The following is a 13,566-nucleotide window of genomic DNA, read 5'->3' as shown; positions in this document are numbered from 1 at the left end:
AGACCCGATCATGAAGAAGACCATCGTCGCGGCCACGGTCGCGCTGTCGGCCGCCGGTTTCCTCGGTGTGTGGCTGTACGAACCGGGTCCGCTCGGCTCGGAGACCGTGGCCGTCGCGGCGCCCGCCCCGGCACCGTCGCCGAGTGCGGACGGTGGCGCGTCGGAAGGCAGCGAGCGCACCATCGACGGTTCGGTGGAGAGCAACCGGTACGGCACCGTGCAGGTGCGGCTGGTGATCTCGGCCGAGGACAAGATCGCCGAAGTCCGCCTGCTGCAACGGCCGACGAGCGGCCGCGGGGTCGACGCGATCCCGATCCTGCAAGAGGAGACGCTGACCGCGCAGAGCGCCGACATCGACACCGTCTCCGGTGCGACGTCGACGAGCGAGTCGTACGTCAAATCGCTGCAGGCGGCGCTGGACGCCAGATGAACCGCGTCGAACAGGTGATGGGATTGCCGGTCTCGGTCGACGTCCGGGCGGGTGGCGGGCTCGTCGACCACGCCATCGACGGCGTCTTCGGCTGGCTGCGGGAAGTCGACGCGCGGTTCAGTCCGTTCAAGGCCGACAGCGAGGTCTGCCGTTACGACCGCGGCGAACTCTCGCCTTCGGAACTGAGCGACGACCTCCTGGAAGTGCTTTCCCTGTGCGACCACTACGAACGGCTGTCCGGCGGGGCGTTCACCGCCCGGCTCCCGGGACGGCGGCTCGATCCGAACGCGGTGGTCAAGGGCTGGGCGGTGCAGCAGGCGGCGTCGCTGTTGCTGGCCGAGGGATTGGACGTGTTCTGCATCAACGCGGGCGGCGACGTGATCACCTCCGGCGAACCGGAACCCGGCCGCGCCTGGCGGGTCGGCATCCGGCATCCCGAACGGCCCGACGCGGTCTGCGCCGTGGTGGAATCGTCCGGCGGCGCGGTCGCGACCTCGGCCGAATACGAACGTGGCGCGCATATCCTCGACGGCCGGACCGGCCGCCCGCCCGTCGGGCTGCTGAGCGTCACGGTCGCCGCCGACGACCTCGTCACCGCGGATTCCCTCGCCACGGCCGCCTTCGCGATGGGGACCGAAGGGATCGCATGGGTCGCTTCGCGGCCGGGCTGCCAGGTGCTGATCATCGACGCGGACCGGCAGGTGCACCGGTCGCCGGGGCTGCGGCTGGCGTAAACCGTTGGCCGGGTTTCGCGGGCTCGGGCAGACTGCGGCGTCATGACCTCTGTCGTACAGAACTTCTTCTTCGACTGCGCCGACGCCTACGAACTGGGCCGTTTCTGGAGCGGTGTCGTCGGCAAGCCGATGGCGGACGACGATCGGCCCGGCGACCCCGAGTCGATCATCGAGATGGACAACGGTGTCACGCTGTTCTTCGGGCAGGTCCCGGAGCCGAAGACGGTGAAGAACCGGATCCATCTCTGCCTCACGCCGGACATCCCGCGCGACGAGGAGGTGGAGCGCCTGCTGAAACTCGGTGCGACCCTCCTGCACGACCGGCGCAATCCCGACGGCACCGGGTGGGCCGTCCTCGGAGACCCCGAGGGCAACGAATTCTGCGTGCTGCGCAGCTCCGCCGAGAAGGCCGCGACGTCGTGACGGATTACGTGACGGTCAACCGGGCGAACTGGGACGAACGCGCTCCCGCGCACGCCGCTTCGGCCGACTACGGCTACCAGAAGTTCGTCGCGGACCCGACGCATCTCAGCGGTGTGGTCACCTTCGACCAGCCGCTGCTCGGCGATGTCTCCGGGGCGCGCGGGGTCCACCTGCAGTGCCATATCGGCACGGACACGCTTTCCCTGTCCCGTCTCGGCGCACGGATGACCGGCCTTGACTTTTCCGCGCCCGCGCTGGAGATCGCGCGACGGCTGGCCGCCGAGACCGGCGCGGAGATCGACTACCACGAGTCCGATGTGTACAGTGCCGCCGACGTGCTGGGCGCCGGGGAATTCGACCTCGTCTACACGGGCATCGGCGCGATCTGCTGGCTGCCGGACATCGCCCGCTGGGGACAGGTCGTCGGGAAACTGCTGAAACCGGGCGGGCGGCTGTTCATCCGCGACATGCACCCGATGCTGGGCACCCTCGACGAGACGCAGCCGCAGATCACGCCGAAGTACCCGTACTTCGAGCAGGCCGAACCGCTGGTGTTCGACGAGCCGGGGACCTATGTGGACACCGACGTTTCGTTCCAGCACAACCGGACGCACGAATGGAACCACGGGCTGGGCGAGATCGTCACTGCGCTGCTCGACGCGGGGCTGACGCTGACGCGGCTGGTGGAGCACGACAGTGTGCCGTGGAACGCGCTGCCGGGGTTCATGACCCTGAACGAGGCGACCGAGGAATGGCGGCTGACCGAGGACCCGCAGCGGCTGGCGGCGAGTTTCACGATCGAGGCCGTCAAGGCGCGGTGAGCCGTTGGGGTCGCAGGTCCGTGACGGCCAGCCGTGTCGCGAAAGCCACTTTCGGGACGTCAGACGTCGCGAAAGTGGCTTTCGCGACGCGCCCCGGCATCGCGCCACATTCGCCTTACCACTCGCGAGGTTTGGGAGAATGCCCGTATGAGCGTCTCCCCTGAGAAACGGCCCCTTGTCGCCGTCGCCGCCCTGGGCGGCACCATCTCCATGGTCCCCGGTGACGGCGAAGACCACGCCCTCCCCCGGCTCACCGCCGCCGACCTGCTCGGCGACCTGGGCGAGAACCTCGAGATGGACGTCCGCGCGGAGACGCTGGCGGGGATTTCCAGCGCCTCGATGGACTTCGCGACCCTGATCAGGACACGCGACTGGGCCGCCAGGGCGGTCGACGAAGGTGCTGAAGGCGTCGTCGTGATCCAGGGCACGGACACGCTCGAAGAGACCGCGTACTTCTTCGAGCTGACGTGGGCTTCCGAGGCGCCGATCGTAATCACCGGCGCGATGCGCAACCCCAGCCTGCCCAGTGCCGACGGCGCGGGGAACATCCTCGCCGCGCTGACCGTCGCCGCCGATCCCCGCAGCCGGGGCCGCGGCTCGCTGGTCGCGTTCAACGACGACGTCCACGCCGGACGCTGGGTCCGGAAGACGCATTCGAGCCACGTCGAGGCCTTCTCCTCGGCGCCCGCGGGCCCGCTCGCGCTGGTCAGCGAGGGTTTGGTGCACTACTTCCACCCGGCGGCCGCTCGTCCGGCGGCGTTGCCGCTGGAGAACGCGGACTTCTCCGGGCTGGTGCCGATCGTCGAGAGCGGCGTCGAGGACACCGGCGAACTCCTGGAAACGCTGGTCAAGGCCGGGGTCAAGGGAGTGGTGCTCGCCGCCAACGGCGCCGGGCACGTTTCGGCGGGATCCGCCGACGTGATCGAGCGGGCCCTGGCGGAGGTGCCGATCGTGGTCGCCGGCCGCACCGGCGCCGGGCCGACGTTCCGCGGCACCTACGGTTTCCGGGGTTCCGAGTCGGATCTGATCGCGATGGGCGCGACGATGGCGGGCTGGCTGGACCCGCGCAAATCCCGGCTCCTGCTGCACACCCTGCTCGCCACCGGCGCCTCGCGGGAGCGCGTCGAGGCCGAATTCCGCCTGCGCGGCGACCTCGCCTGACACCCGCATTTAGTCCTCTGAATGCGGAAGGAACGCATTCAGAGGACTAAATGCGGAAAGGGGTCAGTCCCGGATGGGGCCGGTGACGGGGTCCAGGTGGTAAGGCCGCATGGCGCGGGGCCGGTGCCGGTAGACGTGCACGCTGACGGCCGGATCCGGCCCGTCGTTGCGCACCTCGTGGACGTAGCCGGGGCCGAAGACGCGGGACTGCCCTTCCGACAGCGAGTGCAGCTCGGTCACGGCCCGCCCGTCGACCGCGCGCCGGGCGACGGTCTCGCTCAGCTTCCCGCTGACGACGGTGAACGCACCGGCGGCGAATTCGTGATCGTGCAGGTCGGTGTGCTGGCCGGGCAGCCAGCTCATCAACCAGATCTCCTGCAGTTCGTCCGCGTCGACGAGCGCCGAAAAGCGCTCGTCGGGGTCGTAACGCAGCAGGTGCCGCCAGCGGTCACGGTCCGCGGCGAATTCGAGCGCCACGCGCACCGGGTGGCGCAGGGCCGGGTTTTCGGGAATGACGAGCGTGTTGTCCGGGACGGCGAACATGGAGGTGTCCTCGCAGAAGAAAGAAGGTGTCGAACTGGGCCGGGGCTGGGTTCACCGACAACAGCGACACGCGCACGCGACCGCACCAAGACCCGAGAGGCCCCGCGACACAGTCATCCCACGTGCGAACATGCGCCCAGCGAACCAGTGCGGAGCCCGTCGGTCAACAGATCTCATACCGTGGACCGTGAGTTCTGCACCTGGCGTCCATGCTCGCAACACGGCTCCGCCCCGGTCTGTCGCGATATTGCGCTCTTGCTCAGGACCACTCGTGCTTCTGCGACCGCCCGAGCAGCTCGGCCCCCGCACGCCGCGGGTCGACGCCTTCATGGCACACCCGGTGCATCGCATCGGTGATCGGCATGTCGACACCGAGGCCCATCGCCAGTTCCCGGATCGACGTGCACGACTTGACGCCCTCGGCGACCTGGCCGCCGGTGGCCGCCAGCGCCTGCTCCAGCGTCTCGCCCCGGCCGAGCCGCTCGCCGAACGTCCGGTTGCGCGACAACGGCGACGAGCAGGTCGCCACCAGGTCGCCGACACCGGCGAGCCCGGCGAAGGTCAGCGGGTCGGCGCCCAGTTTCGCGCCCAGCCTGGCCATCTCGGCCAGCCCGCGGGTGATCAGCGTGGCCACCGTGTTCGCGCCGAGCCCGAGCCCCGCCGCCATACCGCAGCTGAGCGCGATGACGTTCTTGCACGCCCCGCCCAGCTCGCAGCCGACGACGTCGGTGTTGGTGTAGGGCCGGAAGTACTGGTTGAAGCTCGCCTGCTGGATCGCCTTGGCGTTGTCGTGGTCGGTGCAGGCCAGCACCGCCGCCGCGGGCTGCCCCAGCGCGATCTCCTTCGCCAGGTTCGGCCCGGACACCACCACGATCTGCCCGGCGTCGACCCGTGCGATCTCGGCGATGACCTCGCTCATCCGCTTGAGCGTGCCCAGCTCGACACCCTTCGCGAGGCTCACGAGGATCGCGCCGGAGGGCAGCAGACCGGACCACTCCGAGAGATTGGTCCGCAACGTCTGGCTCGGCACCGCGAGCACCACGGCCTGCGCGCCGTCGAGGGCCTCGGCCGGGTCGGCCGTCGCGGTAATCCTCTCCGGCAGCTCGATACCGGGTAAATAGGACGAATTGAGATGCCGCTCCCGGATATCGGCCGCGACCTCGGGCCGCCGGGCCCACATGGTCACGTCGCGCCCCGCGTCGCCGAGCACCTTGGCGAACGCCGTCCCCCACGATCCGGCGCCGAGTACGGTCACCCGCTGGACCTCGGCCATCAGGCGTCGTCCTCCGGCTTCTTCGCGGGCGGTTCCTCCTGGCGGATCTCCGCGAGCAGCGCGGTGATCTCCGTCATCATCAGGTCGGTGACCTCGCGCAGCTTGGACGCGCTGCGGGTCGAACCGTCCTTGTAGGCCGAGAGGTCCATCGGCTTCCCGACCAGGTGCGTGATCTTCTTGCGCGGGAACGGCGTGAACTTCTTCGTGTAGCCGTTGAAGATGTGGTTCGTGCCCCAGCGGGCGATCGGGATCACCGGCACGTCGGTCTCCAGCGCGAGCCGGGCGGCCCCGGTGAACGGCTTCTTGGGCCAGCCGTCGGGGTCCTTGGTGATCGTCCCCTCCGGATAGATCACCACGACCTTGCCGTCGGCCAGCGCCTGATGGGCGGCCTTGAGACTGTCGCCGGCGGCGGCCGAACCGCGGGACACCGGGATCTGCCCGGCGCCGACGAAGATCTTGCCGAAGAGCGGCGCCCTGGTCAGGCTCTCCTTGCCGAGGAACCGCGGCACCCGCTTCTGCCGGTGCACGAACACCGCGTCCACCGCCGGGTCCATGTGGGACACGTGGTTGAGCAGGAGCAGCGCGCCGCCTTCACGGGGGATCCGCTCGGCGTTGCGGTAGACCCGCTTGCCGATGGCCGTCGCCGGGTAGAACAGTGCGGCGGCGATGCCCACCCAGATGCCGCCCTTCTCACGCCGGGCCAATTGGTCCTCCTCGAAGTCACACGTGTCGTCCCAGGCCACTGATCCTGCCGCGCGCGTACGAGCGCGGTCCAGGGAGGGTCGGGTAAGAAGTGAGATGTGGACCGTGTGGGCTTTGACCTGATAATGCCGATGAAACGCCCCGCCGAGGGCAAGTCGCGGCTTCGCGGCGCGGTGGTGCCCGAGCGGCACGCCGAACTGGTGCTGGCGCTGGCCTACGACACGTTGTCCGCGGCGACCTCGGCGGACGGGGTCCGGCGGGTGCTGGTGGTCGCGGCCGACCCGGCGTCGGTGGCGGATCTCACCGAGCTGGGCGTCGAAATCGTCACCGAACCGTCGCGCGGCGGATTGAACGCGGCCCTGCGCCACGGCGAGGAACTGCTGCGCCGGGACACGCCGTCCGGTCTCGTCGGCGCCCTGCAGGCCGACCTGCCCGCGCTGCGGACCGAAGACCTCACCGCCGCGCTGGCCGGGGCCGCCGGACATCGGGCGTTCGTCGCGGACCGGCAGGGAACGGGCACCACTCTCTTGCTCGCGGGCGCCGGCCAGGCGTTGGCTCCCCTTTTCGGCACGGGTTCCGCGCGGGCGCACACCGCCTCCGGTGCGACCCCGCTCACGATCGCCGCGGAATCGCTCCGCGCCGACGTCGACACCGCGGATGATCTCGCTCACGTCCGCACCCTCGGTGTCGGAAAACGCACTTCAACGCTGCTGGGAACACCCTGCGTGGTGATGTGACGAGAGTTCACCCTGCCGACCCGCGCGCGGCGCACATAATCGCCCCGAGTGGTGAACAATGAAGCCCGTGAGCACAAACGAAGGCGGCACCCCGAACTCGGCAAGGAAGCGGAAGACCTCCGCCGCGAAACCGGAACCGGACAACGGCACGGCGAAACCCGTCCGTGCGCGGAAGACGAACAGTTCGACCCCGCGCACGGCCGTCCGCGCGACACGAGGTGGTTCGGCGAGCCGTCCCGCCCAGGAGTTCCGCGCGCTGCCCGCCGCCCCGCCCGCGGTGACGGCGGCGCCGACGGCCGCCGGGAGCCTTCCCGACGACCGGTACTTCAACCGTGAGCTGTCGTGGCAGGACTTCAACGCGCGCGTGCTCGCGCTGGCCGAGGACGAGTCGCAGCCGCTGCTCGAACGCGCCAAGTTCCTGGCGATCTTCGCGTCCAATTTGGACGAGTTCTACATGGTGCGGGTCGCCGGGCTGAAACGCCGCGACGAGACCGGCCTCCCGGTCCGCAGCGCGGACGGGCTCACCCCGCGCGAACAGCTGGCGTACATCGCCAAACGCAACCAGGACCTGGTCGAGCGGCACACGAACGCCTTCGAGCTGCACCTGCGGCCGCAGCTGGCCGACGAGGACATCCACATCGTCGGCTGGAACGACCTCACCGGCGCCGACCAGCTCCGGCTGTCCAACTACTTCAGCGAGCAGATCTTCCCGGTGCTCACACCGCTGGCCGTCGATCCCGCGCACCCGTTCCCCTACATCTCCGGTCTTTCGCTCAACCTCGCGATCACCGTCCGGGACCCGGAGGCGGGCACCGAGCGGTTCGCGCGCGTGAAGGTGCCGAGCAACGTGCCGCGCCTGATGCGCATCGAACAGCAGCCGCGCGAGGTCCGCACCGCGACCTTCCTGCCGCTGGAGGAACTGATCGCCGCGCACCTCGGCGAGCTGTTCACCGGGATGGAGGTCACCGAGCACCACGCGTTCCGGGTCACCCGCAACGCGGACTTCGAGGTCGAGGAAGACCGGGACGAGGATCTTCTCCAGGCGCTGGAACGTGAACTGGCGCAGCGGCGGTTCGGCCCGCCGGTGCGGCTCGAAGTGGCGCAGGACATGAGCGAGCACATGCTCGAACTGCTGCTGCGCGAACTGGAGGTCGACCCGCGCGACGTCGTCGAGGTCCCGGGTCTGCTGGATCTGACCTGCCTGCACCAGTTGTCCGGCGTCGACCGCAAGGAACTCAAGGACCGCCCGTTCGTTCCCGCCACGCATCCGGCGTTCGGTGAGCGCGAGACGCCGAAGTCGGTGTTCGCGACACTGCGCGAGGGCGACGTCCTCGTGCACCACCCGTACGACTCGTTCTCCACCAGCGTCCAGCGGTTCATCGAACAGGCCGCCGCGGACTCGAAGGTGCTGGCGATCAAGCAAACGCTGTACCGCACCTCCGGAGACTCCCCGATCGTCGACGCGCTGATCGACGCCGCCGAAGCGGGCAAGCAGGTCGTCGCGCTGGTCGAGATCAAGGCGCGCTTCGACGAACAGGCCAACATCACCTGGGCCCGCACGCTGGAACGCGCGGGCGTGCACGTGGTCTACGGGCTCGTCGGACTGAAGACGCACTGCAAGGTGTCGATGGTGGTGCGCCAGGAGGGTTCGACCATCCGCCGCTACTGCCATATCGGCACCGGCAACTACAATCCGAAGACCGCGCGCCTGTACGAGGATCTCGGCATCCTGACCGCCGATCCGACGATCGGCGCGGACCTGACGGATCTGTTCAACGTGCTGACCGGGTACTCCCGCCAGGACACCTACCGCAACATCCTCACGTCGCCGCACGGGATCCGGCGCGGCATCGTGCGCGCGATCGGCGAGGAGATCGAGCTCGCCAGGGCGGGCCAGACCGCCGGGATCCGGATCAAGTGCAACTCGCTCGTCGACGAGCAGGTGATCGACGCGCTGTACCACGCCTCGCAGGCCGGGGTCCCGGTCGACATCGTCGTGCGCGGGATCTGCGCGCTGAAGCCGGGCGTGGAGGGGCTGAGCGAGAACATCCACGTGCGCTCCATCCTCGGCCGTTTCCTGGAGCACTCGCGGATTTTCACCTTCCTCGCCGGCGGCACGCGCTGGATCGGCAGCGCGGACATGATGCACCGCAACCTGGACCGCCGGATCGAGGCGCTGGTCCGGGTCAAGGATCCGAAACTCACGGCGCAGCTGGACTACATCTTCGAATCCGCGCTGCACCCCTCGACCCGGTGCTGGGTGCTGAACTCCACCGGCGAGTGGACACCCTTCCCCGCGTCCGGCGACGACGTCCGCGACCACCAGGTCGAGCTGGCGAAGCGGCACGGGGCCGCGGGATGAGCGGGGTCGTTCGGGCGGCGGGAGCCGTTCTCTGGCGTCGTCAGGGAGACCGGATCGAGGTCGCGCTGGTCCACCGGCCGCGCTACGACGATTGGTCGCTGCCGAAGGGAAAGCTGGACCCGGGCGAGACCATCGCGGGCGCGGCGGTCCGGGAGATCGCGGAAGAGACCGGATTCGAAGCGGTCCTCGGCCGGTATCTGGTCCGGACCGAATACACCGTGGCGGGAGCGCCGAAGACCGTCGACTACTTCTCCGCGCACGCGGTTTCCGGCGCGTTCGCGCCGAACGAGGAGGTCGACGAGCTGCGCTGGCTCGGCACGGAGTCGGCGGAGAAACTGTTGACGCGGCCGGGCGACGTCCGGGTGCTGCGCGAGTTCTCCGCGCTGCCGCCCGAACTCACCACGGTGATCCTGGTGCGGCACGCCAAAGCGGGTAAACGCGACGAGTGGAACGGCGACGACGATCTGCGGCCGCTTTCGGACGCGGGCCAGCGTCAAGCCGAGGCTTTGCGTTCGCTGCTGCGGCACTACGCGCCCGGCAGGGTGCTTTCGGCGCCGCGGCTTCGGTGCGTCCAGACGGTGAACGGGCTCGCCGAGGATCTCGGGGTCGAGATCCGGCACGAGCCGCTGCTGTCGGAAGAGGGCTACTGGCCGGACCCGGTGCTCGGCGTCGCGCGGCTGCTGGCCATCGCCGGAGACGGTGGGACGCCGGTGATCTCCAGCCAGGGCGGGGTGATCCCGGACGTCGTCAGCGCGCTGGCCGACCGCGACGCCGTCGACCTGACCGCGGCGCGCGGCGGTGTGGTGCCGTCGAAGAAGGGCTCGTTCTGGGTGCTGTCGTTCCGGGCGCCGACCGAAGAGGACGGGCCGGTGTTGGTGGCCGCGGACTATTTCGCGTCGCCTTTGCCCACGCCCGCCCCCGCTCATCCCTGAGGCTTCATCGCGCGTGAAGGCCACTTTCGGGACGTCTGATGTCGCGAAAGTGGCTTTCGCAACCCTCGCGTCGGACGTGGCCCCTCAAGGAAATCCGACGGCGCCGCTCCCCCACGTGGGTGACGCGCCTACTCCGGCGGTGTCGACGCGAACCGGAGCTCATCGCTCCACTGTGGAGCCGGTGAGCGGGACGACGCGTCCATCGGAGTGACGCTCGAAGCGGATTCTTTTCCGCTGACTTCGCCTGAGGGCACGAGAATCGCATCACATTCGCCACTGGGCGGCCGCGGTTCCTTATCGGGACAAGATCCCGGGGAGTGGCGCGCGAGAGCGTCAGAGCCGATCACGGCCCCCGGAAATGCGGCAAGGCCCCGCGCGGTGCGCGGGGCCTTGCCGTTGGCTCACTCGTGGAGAGAGAGCTTACTTCTTCTTCGCGGCAGCCGAAGTCCGCTTGGCCGGAGCCTTCTTCGCGGGGGCCTTGGCAGCGGTCGCCTTGGCGGCCGGCTTCGCGGCGGCCTTGGTGGCGGTCGCCTTCTTGGCCGTGGTGGCGCGAGTCGTGGCCTTGGCGGCGGTCTTCGGCGCGGCCTTGGCGGCGGTCGTCTTGGCCGCGGCCTTGGTCGCGGTCGCCTTGGCGGCCGGCTTCGCGGCGGCGCGCGTCGTCGTGGCGGCGGCGCGGGTCCGCGTGGTGGTGGAACGCGTCGCGGCCGGGCGGCTGGCGGCCGTCCGGGTCGTCGTCGCGCGGGTGGCGGTGGCACGAGTCGCGGTGCCGGCGGTCGCGCGCTTCACAGCGGTGGCCTTCGGCAGCTTCTTCGAACCACTGATGACGTCCTTGAAGGTCGTGCCGGCGCGGAACGCGGGCACGTTGGTCTTCTTGACGCGAACGGTCTCACCGGTGCGCGGGTTCCGCGCGGTGCGGGCGGCGCGGGCGCGCTTCTCGAACACACCGAAGCCGGTGATGTTCACCTTCTCGCCCTTGTTGACCGTCCGGATGATGATGTCGACAAGGCCATCGACGGCCTCCGACGCGACCTTCTTGTCGCCCAGGCGCTCCGACAGCGCCTCGATCAGCTGGGCCTTGTTGGCCATTCCAGTCCTCCAAGAAGAACTACTTGTACACGGCCCCGTCGGCCGACTTAGCGCACACGGTATTACCAATGCAGCACAAATTCCAAACGACGCGCGGAAATTTCCCTTGTCTCGGGGGCTGTTCCGCCTCCCGAGGGACCCCTTCGGGGCCTCTCGGAGTGCCGTTCGGTGTGGTTTCGGGGCTATGTGGAAGACCCTGGTCCGGGGTGCGGATTCCCTGCTCAGCAAGGGAATCCGCCCCCTTCGAGGGGCCCTAGGAGGAGGCCGCCGGGAGGGTCACCGGCTTCCAGGAGGGGCGCCGGGTCTCGAAAGTGTCGATCTCATCCGCGTGGCGGAGTGTCAGGGCGATGTCGTCGAGCCCTTCGAGAAGCCGCCAGCGGGTGTAGTCGTCGATCTGGAAGGGCGCGGTGAAGTCCTTGGCCCGTACCGTCTTCGACTCGAGGTCCACCGTGACCTCCGTCCCGGGCTCGTTTTCGAGCAGCTTCCACAGCAGTTCGACGTCCGCCTGCTCGACCTGAGCGGCGACAAGGCCCTGCTTGCCCGAGTTGCCGCGGAAGATGTCCGCGAACCGGGAGGAGATCACGACCCGGAAGCCGTAGTCCATCAAGGCCCACACCGCGTGCTCGCGGGAAGAACCGGTGCCGAAGTCCGGGCCCGCGACCAGGACCGACCCGTTCTCGAAGGGCTCTTGGTTGAGGATGAACGACTCGTCGGACCGCCAGGCGGCGAAGAGCCCGTCCTCGAAGCCGGTGCGGCTCACGCGCTTGAGGTAGACCGCCGGGATGATCTGGTCAGTGTCCACGTTGGACCTGCGCAGCGGGACCCCGACGCCGGTGTGGTGGGTGAACGCGTCCATGTTGGGAACTCCTTCGCGGATGTCAGCGATGTCAGCGAGCGACGGCGGGCTGGAGGTCTTCGGGGCTGGACAGCGTTCCCCGCACGGCCGTGGCGGCGGCCACGAGCGGCGAGACCAGATGCGTCCGGCCACCCTTGCCCTGCCTGCCTTCGAAGTTGCGGTTCGAGGTCGACGCGCTGCGCTCGCCCGGCTTGAGCTGGTCCGGGTTCATGCCGAGGCACATCGAGCAGCCCGCCTGACGCCATTCCGCGCCCGCTTCGGTGAAGACCTTGTCCAGCCCTTCGGCTTCCGCCGCCTGGCGGACGCGCATCGAGCCGGGGACGACGAGCATCCGGACCGAATCGGCGACCTTGTGCCCGCGCAGGACGTCCGCGGCGGCCCTCAGATCCTCGATACGGCCGTTCGTGCACGAGCCGAGGAAGACGGTGTCCACCGCGATCTCGCGCAGCGGCGTGCCCGGCTTCAGGTCCATATAGGACAGGGCCTTCTCAGCGGCGATGCGCTCGTTCTCGTCGCCGATGCGCTCCGGGTCGGGCACCTCGGCGCCCAGCGGGAGCCCCTGGCCCGGGTTCGTGCCCCAGGTCACGAAAGGCGTGAGCTCGTCGGCGTTCAGGCGCACCTCGGCGTCGAAGACGGCGTCGTCGTCCGTGCGGAGTTCGCGCCAGTTCTCGACGGCGGCGTCCCAATCGGCGCCCTGCGGCGCGTGCGGACGGCCCTTCAGATACGCGAACGTCGTCTCGTCCGGCGCGATGAGCCCGGCGCGCGCGCCCGCCTCGATGGACATGTTGCACACCGTCATGCGGGCTTCCATCGACAGCTTTTCGATGGCCTCGCCGCGGTACTCGAGGACGTAGCCCTGCCCGCCGCCGGTGCCGATCTTCGCGATCACCGCGAGGATGATGTCCTTCGCCGTGACGCCGGGGCGCAGTCGCCCGTCGACCGTGATCGCCATCGTCTTGAATGGACGGAGCGGCAGGGTCTGCGTGGCCATCACGTGTTCGACCTCGGAGGTGCCGATGCCGAACGCCATGGCGCCGAAGGCACCGTGCGTCGAGGTGTGACTGTCGCCGCACACCACGGTCATCCCGGGCTGGGTCAGGCCCAGCTGCGGGCCGATGACGTGCACGATGCCCTGCTCGGCGTCGCCCATCGGGTGCAGCCGGACGCCGAACTCCTTGCAGTTGGCGCGAAGGGTGTCGACCTGGGTGCGGGAAACAGGATCCGCGATCGGCAGCTCGATGTCGATCGTCGGGACGTTGTGGTCCTCGGTGGCGATGGTGAGGTCGGGGCGGCGCAGTTTCCGGCCTGCCAGGCGGAGTCCGTCGAACGCCTGCGGGCTGGTGACCTCGTGCAGCAGGTGGAGATCGATGTAGAGCAGGTCGGGCTCGGCCCCCTCGCCGCGCCGCACCAGGTGCGACTCCCACACTTTCTCGGCCAGTGTCCGGGGCATTCCGGCTCCTCACATGCGATGGAATAGGTGCTTCCCACCATCTGGACATCTCAAAC

Annotated in this window: 14 protein-coding genes; 8 read left to right on the top strand and 6 right to left on the bottom strand. The window is 69.3% G+C overall.

The annotated features are described in order from the left end of the window. Nucleotides 1-10 precede the first annotated feature (10 nt). The 5 genes from DMC61_RS25735 (at nucleotide 11) to DMC61_RS25715 (ending at nucleotide 3,569) form a co-directional block, all read left to right on the top strand. Nucleotides 11-430, top strand: a complete 420-nt coding sequence (locus DMC61_RS25735; RefSeq protein WP_016336437.1) for an FMN-binding protein — start codon at nucleotides 11-13, stop codon at nucleotides 428-430. Further along, on the top strand, nucleotides 427-1,164 hold the full coding sequence (locus DMC61_RS25730) for an FAD:protein FMN transferase (protein WP_063273251.1): 738 nt from the start codon (nucleotides 427-429) through the stop codon (nucleotides 1,162-1,164). Before DMC61_RS25735 ends, DMC61_RS25730 begins: the two co-directional genes overlap by 4 nt. 42 nt (nucleotides 1,165-1,206) lie before the next feature. Then, on the top strand, nucleotides 1,207-1,587 hold the full coding sequence (locus tag DMC61_RS25725) for a VOC family protein (protein WP_125691934.1): 381 nt from the start codon (nucleotides 1,207-1,209) through the stop codon (nucleotides 1,585-1,587). Continuing rightward, a complete protein-coding gene (locus tag DMC61_RS25720) occupies nucleotides 1,584-2,408 on the top strand; it encodes a bifunctional 2-polyprenyl-6-hydroxyphenol methylase/3-demethylubiquinol 3-O-methyltransferase UbiG (protein ID WP_125691932.1) in 825 nt (274 codons plus the stop codon). The genes DMC61_RS25725 and DMC61_RS25720 overlap by 4 nt, the downstream gene beginning before the upstream one ends. 147 nt (nucleotides 2,409-2,555) lie before the next feature. Further along, entirely contained in the window at nucleotides 2,556-3,569 is a 1,014-nt protein-coding gene (locus DMC61_RS25715) for an asparaginase (RefSeq protein WP_125691930.1), read from the top strand. 63 nt (nucleotides 3,570-3,632) lie between these two features. Here the strand turns inward: DMC61_RS25715 and DMC61_RS25710 are convergent, their stop codons facing one another. The 3 genes from DMC61_RS25710 to DMC61_RS25700 all read right to left on the bottom strand — a co-directional run bounded on the left by DMC61_RS25710 (nucleotide 3,633) and on the right by DMC61_RS25700 (nucleotide 6,128). Continuing rightward, a complete protein-coding gene (locus DMC61_RS25710) occupies nucleotides 3,633-4,112 on the bottom strand; it encodes a cysteine dioxygenase family protein (RefSeq protein WP_016336442.1) in 480 nt (159 codons plus the stop codon). A 259-nt stretch (nucleotides 4,113-4,371) separates the two neighbouring features. Further along, nucleotides 4,372-5,385, bottom strand: a complete 1,014-nt coding sequence (locus DMC61_RS25705) for an NAD(P)H-dependent glycerol-3-phosphate dehydrogenase (RefSeq protein ID WP_016336443.1) — start codon at nucleotides 5,383-5,385, stop codon at nucleotides 4,372-4,374. Next, nucleotides 5,385-6,128, bottom strand: a complete 744-nt coding sequence (locus DMC61_RS25700) for a 1-acyl-sn-glycerol-3-phosphate acyltransferase (RefSeq protein ID WP_125691928.1) — start codon at nucleotides 6,126-6,128, stop codon at nucleotides 5,385-5,387. The genes DMC61_RS25705 and DMC61_RS25700 overlap by 1 nt, the downstream gene beginning before the upstream one ends. A 90-nt stretch (nucleotides 6,129-6,218) precedes the next feature. Here DMC61_RS25700 and cofC point away from each other — a divergent pair, with 90 nt between their 5' ends. From cofC to DMC61_RS25685, 3 genes are read left to right on the top strand one after another with little or no spacing between them, the layout of a single operon-like run. Further along, nucleotides 6,219-6,824 carry a 2-phospho-L-lactate guanylyltransferase gene (gene cofC, locus DMC61_RS25695; RefSeq protein ID WP_370456432.1) on the top strand — a complete coding sequence of 202 codons (606 nt, stop codon included), beginning with the start codon at nucleotides 6,219-6,221 and terminating at the stop codon, nucleotides 6,822-6,824. A 58-nt stretch (nucleotides 6,825-6,882) separates the two neighbouring features. Continuing rightward, the gene (locus tag DMC61_RS25690; RefSeq protein WP_199750105.1) at nucleotides 6,883-9,186 is read left to right on the top strand and encodes an RNA degradosome polyphosphate kinase; all 2,304 of its coding nucleotides are present in this window, start codon (nucleotides 6,883-6,885) and stop codon (nucleotides 9,184-9,186) included. Beyond that, nucleotides 9,183-10,118 (top strand): NUDIX hydrolase, encoded by a 936-nt coding sequence (locus tag DMC61_RS25685; RefSeq protein ID WP_125691924.1) that lies wholly within the window; start codon nucleotides 9,183-9,185, stop codon nucleotides 10,116-10,118. The genes DMC61_RS25690 and DMC61_RS25685 overlap by 4 nt, the downstream gene beginning before the upstream one ends. 420 nt (nucleotides 10,119-10,538) lie before the next feature. Here the strand turns inward: DMC61_RS25685 and DMC61_RS25680 are convergent, their stop codons facing one another. The 3 genes from DMC61_RS25680 to leuC all read right to left on the bottom strand — a co-directional run bounded on the left by DMC61_RS25680 (nucleotide 10,539) and on the right by leuC (nucleotide 13,510). After that, nucleotides 10,539-11,204, bottom strand: a complete 666-nt coding sequence (locus DMC61_RS25680) for an HU family DNA-binding protein (protein WP_125691922.1) — start codon at nucleotides 11,202-11,204, stop codon at nucleotides 10,539-10,541. A 253-nt stretch (nucleotides 11,205-11,457) separates the two neighbouring features. After that, nucleotides 11,458-12,060: a 3-isopropylmalate dehydratase small subunit gene (gene leuD / locus DMC61_RS25675; protein ID WP_125691920.1), complete on the bottom strand. Its 603-nt coding sequence runs from the start codon at nucleotides 12,058-12,060 to the stop codon at nucleotides 11,458-11,460. Nucleotides 12,061-12,091: 31 nt separating this feature from the next. Beyond that, nucleotides 12,092-13,510: a 3-isopropylmalate dehydratase large subunit gene (gene leuC / locus DMC61_RS25670; protein ID WP_125691918.1), complete on the bottom strand. Its 1,419-nt coding sequence runs from the start codon at nucleotides 13,508-13,510 to the stop codon at nucleotides 12,092-12,094. Between the last annotated feature and the right edge of the window lie 56 nt (nucleotides 13,511-13,566).

The sequence above is a fragment of the Amycolatopsis sp. WAC 04169 genome, from assembly GCF_003947535.1.
Lineage (GTDB): Bacteria > Actinomycetota > Actinomycetes > Mycobacteriales > Pseudonocardiaceae > Amycolatopsis > Amycolatopsis keratiniphila.
Note: the sequence above shows the minus strand (reverse complement) of the source record. Positions and strands in the feature narration are given on the sequence as shown.

Excerpts from the sequence above, each read along its gene's own strand:
- DMC61_RS25735 (WP_016336437.1), top strand. The coding sequence starts at position 11 with ATGAAGAAGACCATCGTCGCGGCCACGGTCGCGCTGTCGGCCGCCGGT.
- DMC61_RS25730 (WP_063273251.1), top strand. The coding sequence starts at position 427 with ATGAACCGCGTCGAACAGGTGATGGGATTGCCGGTCTCGGTCGACGTC.
- DMC61_RS25725 (WP_125691934.1), top strand. The coding sequence starts at position 1,207 with ATGACCTCTGTCGTACAGAACTTCTTCTTCGACTGCGCCGACGCCTAC.
- DMC61_RS25715 (WP_125691930.1), top strand. The coding sequence starts at position 2,556 with ATGAGCGTCTCCCCTGAGAAACGGCCCCTTGTCGCCGTCGCCGCCCTG.
- DMC61_RS25710 (WP_016336442.1), bottom strand. The coding sequence starts at position 4,112 with ATGTTCGCCGTCCCGGACAACACGCTCGTCATTCCCGAAAACCCGGCC.
- DMC61_RS25705 (WP_016336443.1), bottom strand. The coding sequence starts at position 5,385 with ATGGCCGAGGTCCAGCGGGTGACCGTACTCGGCGCCGGATCGTGGGGG.
- cofC (WP_370456432.1), top strand. The coding sequence starts at position 6,219 with ATGAAACGCCCCGCCGAGGGCAAGTCGCGGCTTCGCGGCGCGGTGGTG.
- DMC61_RS25690 (WP_199750105.1), top strand. The coding sequence starts at position 6,883 with ATGAAGCCCGTGAGCACAAACGAAGGCGGCACCCCGAACTCGGCAAGG.
- DMC61_RS25685 (WP_125691924.1), top strand. The coding sequence starts at position 9,183 with ATGAGCGGGGTCGTTCGGGCGGCGGGAGCCGTTCTCTGGCGTCGTCAG.
- DMC61_RS25680 (WP_125691922.1), bottom strand. The coding sequence starts at position 11,204 with ATGGCCAACAAGGCCCAGCTGATCGAGGCGCTGTCGGAGCGCCTGGGC.
- leuD (WP_125691920.1), bottom strand. The coding sequence starts at position 12,060 with ATGGACGCGTTCACCCACCACACCGGCGTCGGGGTCCCGCTGCGCAGG.
- leuC (WP_125691918.1), bottom strand. The coding sequence starts at position 13,510 with ATGCCCCGGACACTGGCCGAGAAAGTGTGGGAGTCGCACCTGGTGCGG.